The following is a 4,734-nucleotide window of genomic DNA, read 5'->3' on the forward strand; positions in this document are numbered from 1 at the left end:
ATGGTAATGCCAGGAGATAATGCAAAGTTTACGATAGAACTAATAACTCCTATAGCTATGGAAGAAGGATTAAGATTTGCTATTCGTGAAGGTGGTAGAACTGTTGGAGCTGGAGTTGTTACTAAAGTTCTTGGGTAAATAATATATATTATGAAAAGAAGGGGACGGATAAGCTCCCTTCTTTTCATGTCCTATTAAAAAAAGTAGTAAAAGTACGAAAAAAAGACTTGAGTTTTTCTAAAATATACTATAAACTATAGTAGTGTTTTAAAATCCACAAAATTTTAGACATTGCGATGATACAAAAGGTTGCTGCGTATTGCAGGGAATTTTTGTTGAGAATGTCCGGTTGGGAATCGGGCGACAGGAATTGTCTTATATGGCGGAGGCCATTTATATAAAAAAACATTGCAACACACCCGGAGGAGTGTATCGACAATTCCATGTCGCATGTAAAAGAATAGCATGCGATAGAAGGAGGGAATTAAATGTCAAACAACAGTAAACAAAAAATCAGGATTAGGTTAAAGGCTTATGACCATGAACTATTGGATTCATCTGCTCAAAAAATAGTAGAAACTGCTAAAAGAACTGGTGCTAACGTATCAGGCCCAGTACCATTACCAACAGACAAAGAAGTTATTACAATTTTGAGAGCCGTCCATAAGTATAAGGATTCAAGAGAACAATTTGAGCAAAGAACCCATAAAAGACTAATCGATATCCTTAATCCAAATCAAAAAACAGTAGATTCACTTATGAAGCTAAACTTGCCAGCTGGTGTTGATATCGAGATTAAGCTATGATTTCTTAGAATGATTACCAAAGGTAATCCGCTGTAGGATAATAGGAGGTGTAAAGATGAAAAATATATTAGGTAAAAAGATAGGAATGACTCAAGTATTTGATGAAGATGGTGCTGTTATTCCAGTAACTGTAGTTGAAGCAGGACCTTTAAAAGTTATACAGAAAAAAACTATAGAAAATGATGGATACAATGCAATTCAAGTAGGTTTTGAAGAAAAGAAGGAAAATAGAGTTAACAAGCCATTAAAAGGGCATTTCGATAAAGCAGAGGTAGAGTATAAAAGATACGTAAAAGAGTTTATCGTCGAAAATGTTGAAGAATTTGAAATAGGGCAAGAGATAAAAACGGATGTATTCCAAGTAGGGGATAAAATAGACGTTATAGGAACATCGAAAGGTAAAGGAACTCAAGGACCTATTAAGAGACATAATTACTCAAGAGGACCTGAAAGCCATGGTTCAAAATACCATAGAGGTGGAGGTGCCAGAGCAGCAGCTGCAGATCCAGGTAGAGTATTTAAAGGCTCTAAAATGGGTGGCAGAATGGGAAATGAAAGAGTAACAGTACAAAACCTTGAGATAGTTAGAGTTGATGTAGACAGAAATCTTCTATTGGTAAAAGGTGCTGTTCCAGGAGCAAAAGGTGGACTTTTAATATTAAAAGAATCCGTTATTAAAAGATAAATAACAGATAGAAAGGAGGATCTGGCATGCCTAAAGTGAATGTTTACAATATATTAGGTGAACAAGTGGGAGAAATAGAGTTAAAAGAAGATATATTTGGCGTTGAAGTAAACCAGCATGTACTTTATGAAGTTGTAAAAAATCAACTTGCAAACAAGAGACAAGGAACCCAATCAGTTAAAACAAGAGCTGAAGTAAGAGGTGGTGGAAGAAAACCTTGGAGACAAAAAGGTACAGGAAGAGCACGACAAGGAAGCATAAGAGCACCACACTGGGTTGGCGGTGGAGTTGCATTTGCACCAAAACCAAGGGATTATAGCTATAAAGTACCTAAGAAAGTAAAAAGATTGGCTATGAAATCGGCTTTATCTTCTAAAGTTTTAAACGATGAATTAGTTGTATTGGAAGAATTGAATTTAGAAGAACCAAAAACCAAAGAAATGATAAAAATCTTAGGGAATATAAAGGCTGGCAAAAAAGCGTTAATAGTAATGGATGAAAAAAACATCAATGTGATTAAAGCTGCAAGAAATATTCCAAATGTGGAAACTACATTTGTTAACACATTAAATGTTTATGATATTTTAAATTATGACTCCTTTATTATAACTAAAGATGCAGTAAGAAAAGTGGAGGAGGTGTTTGTATAATGCGTATTCCACATGATATCATTATTAAACCTATAATCACAGAGGAAAGTATGAACGATATGGCTTATAAAAAATACACTTTTAAAGTAGATAGAAAGGCTAATAAGTCAGAAATAAAAAAAGCCGTAGAAAAAATATTCGATGTTAAAGTTGAAAAGGTAAACACTATGAACATATTAGGAAAAGAAAAGAGAATGGGAGTTCATGTTGGTAGGAGATCAAGTTGGAAAAAAGCGATAGTAACTTTAACTGAAGATTCAAAAACGATAGAGTTCTTTGAAGGAATGTAGTAAAGTTTTTAAAGAAGGAGGGAACAACAATGAGTATTAAAAAATACAAAGCAACTTCCCCGGCGATTCGTGAGATGACCGTTCCTACATTTGAAGAGATTACTAAGAAGGAACCAGAGAAATCCTTGGTTATTAGTTTAAATAGAAAAGGTGGAAGAAATTCTCAAGGTAAAATAACTATGCGTCATAGAGGCGGTGGTGCTAAGAGAAAGTATAGGGTTATCGATTTTAAAAGGAACAAAGATGGAATACCCGGAAAAGTTGCAGCAATAGAATATGATCCAAATAGAACTGCAAATATTGCATTAATTCATTATGTGGATGGTGAAAAAAAATATATACTTGCTCCAAACAAGTTGAAAGTTGGCGACGTTATTGAATCTGGAGCAGATGCTGACATTAAAGTAGGCAATACCTTACCTCTTAGAAATATCCCGGTAGGTACTACTGTTCACAATGTAGAACTGAATCCTGGGAAAGGTGGTCAGCTTGCTAGATCTGCAGGTTCTGAAGCTCAGTTAATGGCAAAAGAAGGGAAATATGCTCAATTAAGACTTCCATCAGGAGAGTTTAGGCTTATATTACTAGATTGCCGTGCAACTATCGGCCAAGTAGGAAATGTAGAGCATGAAAATTTAACAATAGGAAAAGCTGGGAAAAGTAGACATAAAGGTAGAAGACCTCATGTTAGAGGTAGTGCTATGAATCCTGTAGACCATCCACATGGTGGTGGAGAAGGAAGAACACCTATTGGTATGCCGTCACCATTAACACCATGGGGCAAACCATCATTAGGATACAAAACAAGAGCTAAGAATAAAAAATCTAATAGATATATCGTAAGAAGAAGAAAGAAATAGCTTATATCATTACCTGAAAGGAGGAATAATAATGGGTAGATCTTTAAAGAAAGGTCCATTTTGTGATGATCATCTTCTTAAAAAAGTAGAAGAATTAAATAAAAAAAATGATAAAAAAGTCATTAAGACTTGGTCCCGTCGTTCCACCATATTTCCCCAAATGGTAGGGCATACTATAGCAGTTCATGATGGAAGAAAACATGTACCTATATATATCACTGAAGACATGGTAGGGCACAAATTGGGTGAATTTGTTCCTACTAGAATGTTTAGAGGACATGGTGAAAGGACTGAAAAATCAACAACGTTGAAATAGATATTAAAGGAGGGAATTAGGATGGAAGCTAGAGCTGTAGCTAAATATATACGGATTTCACCCTTAAAGGTAAATTTTATATGTAACGAAATTAGGGGCAAACAAGTAGATGAAGCTTTGACTATTCTTAGGTTTACACCTAAAAAAGGAGCAAGAGAACTTGAAAAAGTATTAACTTCTGCTATTGCCAATGCGGAAAATAATTTCAATTTAGATAGAGATAATTTATATGTGAAAGAAGCTTATGCCAACGATGGCCCTCAACTTAAAAGATGGAGGCCTAGAGCCAGAGGAATGGCTTATCCTATATTAAAAAGAACCAGTCATATAGGAGTAGTAGTTAAAGAAAGAGAGTAGAAAAGGAGGGATAGTTAATGGGTCAAAAGGTTAACCCACATGGATTAAGAGTTGGAGTAATCAAAGAATGGGATTCTAAATGGTACGCTGATAAAAAGAATTTTGATGAATTATTAATTGAAGATTACGAAATGCGAAAATATATTAAGAAAAAGTTGTTTATTGCCGGGATTTCAAAGATTGAAATTGAAAGAGCTGCCAACAGAATAAAGATTTCAATTTATACCGCTAAGCCAGGAATGGTTATAGGTAAAGGTGGCTCTGGTGTTGAAGCTTTAAGAAAAGATATTGAAAAGATGACCAATAAAAAAGTAATTATAAATGTGGAAGAAGTAAAAGTCACAGAATTAGACGCTCAATTAGTATCAGAAAACATTGCATCTCAACTTGAAAGAAGGGTTTCTTTTAGAAGAGCAATGAAGCAAGCAATCCAAAGAACTATGAGATCGGGTGCACAAGGGATTAAAACATCTATATCCGGGAGACTTGGTGGAGCGGATATGGCAAGAACTGAAGGTTATAGTGAAGGAACAATACCTCTTCAAACTTTGAGAGCAGATATAGATTATGGATTTGCAGAAGCAGATACTACCTATGGGAAATTAGGAGTAAAAGTGTGGATATACAAAGGAGAGATTCTTCCTACTAAAAAAGTAGATGAAGAAAATAAAACGAAAAAGAAGGATTCAACAAAGTAGCTTATAAATAGCTTGTAGGAAGGAGGAAGGTAAAATGTTAATGCCTAAAAGAGTAAAATATCGTAGAGTTCA

At 34.8% G+C, this 4,734-nt stretch carries 9 protein-coding genes; all 9 read left to right on the top strand.

The features are described from left to right. Positions 1-138, top strand: a 138-nt coding sequence (locus VK998_RS07725) for an EF-Tu C-terminal domain-related protein (RefSeq protein WP_475513930.1), incomplete at its 5' end; no start/stop codon positions are given. A 350-nt stretch (positions 139-488) separates the two neighbouring features. Further along, positions 489-806 carry a 30S ribosomal protein S10 gene (gene rpsJ / locus VK998_RS07730; RefSeq protein WP_325227333.1) on the top strand — a complete coding sequence of 106 codons (318 nt, stop codon included), beginning with the start codon at positions 489-491 and terminating at the stop codon, positions 804-806. A gap of 55 nt (positions 807-861) precedes the next feature. Further along, positions 862-1,491, top strand: coding sequence for a 50S ribosomal protein L3 (rplC, locus tag VK998_RS07735; protein WP_325227337.1), 630 nt, complete (start codon positions 862-864; stop codon positions 1,489-1,491). Between the two features lie 26 nt (positions 1,492-1,517). Beyond that, entirely contained in the window at positions 1,518-2,141 is a 624-nt protein-coding gene (gene rplD / locus VK998_RS07740; protein ID WP_325227339.1) for a 50S ribosomal protein L4, read from the top strand. After that, positions 2,141-2,431 carry a 50S ribosomal protein L23 gene (gene rplW / locus VK998_RS07745; protein WP_325227341.1) on the top strand — a complete coding sequence of 97 codons (291 nt, stop codon included), beginning with the start codon at positions 2,141-2,143 and terminating at the stop codon, positions 2,429-2,431. The genes rplD and rplW overlap by 1 nt, the downstream gene beginning before the upstream one ends. 29 nt (positions 2,432-2,460) lie before the next feature. Beyond that, positions 2,461-3,291: a 50S ribosomal protein L2 gene (rplB, locus tag VK998_RS07750; protein WP_325227345.1), complete on the top strand. Its 831-nt coding sequence runs from the start codon at positions 2,461-2,463 to the stop codon at positions 3,289-3,291. A 31-nt stretch (positions 3,292-3,322) separates the two neighbouring features. Next, on the top strand, positions 3,323-3,607 hold the full coding sequence (rpsS, locus tag VK998_RS07755; protein WP_325227347.1) for a 30S ribosomal protein S19: 285 nt from the start codon (positions 3,323-3,325) through the stop codon (positions 3,605-3,607). A gap of 21 nt (positions 3,608-3,628) precedes the next feature. Then, the gene (rplV, locus tag VK998_RS07760; RefSeq protein WP_325227350.1) at positions 3,629-3,964 is read left to right on the top strand and encodes a 50S ribosomal protein L22; all 336 of its coding nucleotides are present in this window, start codon (positions 3,629-3,631) and stop codon (positions 3,962-3,964) included. Between the two features lie 17 nt (positions 3,965-3,981). Further along, positions 3,982-4,662, top strand: a complete 681-nt coding sequence (gene rpsC / locus VK998_RS07765) for a 30S ribosomal protein S3 (protein ID WP_325227352.1) — start codon at positions 3,982-3,984, stop codon at positions 4,660-4,662. Positions 4,663-4,734 lie beyond the last annotated feature (72 nt).

The organism is Schnuerera sp., assembly GCF_035459645.1.
Lineage (GTDB): Bacteria > Bacillota > Clostridia > Tissierellales > Tepidimicrobiaceae > Schnuerera.

Bases quoted from the DNA above. Each gene is read 5' to 3' on its own strand.
- rpsJ (WP_325227333.1), top strand. From the start codon at position 489: ATGTCAAACAACAGTAAACAAAAAATCAGGATTAGGTTAAAGGCTTAT.
- rplV (WP_325227350.1), top strand. From the start codon at position 3,629: ATGGAAGCTAGAGCTGTAGCTAAATATATACGGATTTCACCCTTAAAG.
- rplB (WP_325227345.1), top strand. From the start codon at position 2,461: ATGAGTATTAAAAAATACAAAGCAACTTCCCCGGCGATTCGTGAGATG.
- rpsS (WP_325227347.1), top strand. From the start codon at position 3,323: ATGGGTAGATCTTTAAAGAAAGGTCCATTTTGTGATGATCATCTTCTT.
- rpsC (WP_325227352.1), top strand. From the start codon at position 3,982: ATGGGTCAAAAGGTTAACCCACATGGATTAAGAGTTGGAGTAATCAAA.
- rplW (WP_325227341.1), top strand. From the start codon at position 2,141: ATGCGTATTCCACATGATATCATTATTAAACCTATAATCACAGAGGAA.
- rplD (WP_325227339.1), top strand. From the start codon at position 1,518: ATGCCTAAAGTGAATGTTTACAATATATTAGGTGAACAAGTGGGAGAA.
- rplC (WP_325227337.1), top strand. From the start codon at position 862: ATGAAAAATATATTAGGTAAAAAGATAGGAATGACTCAAGTATTTGAT.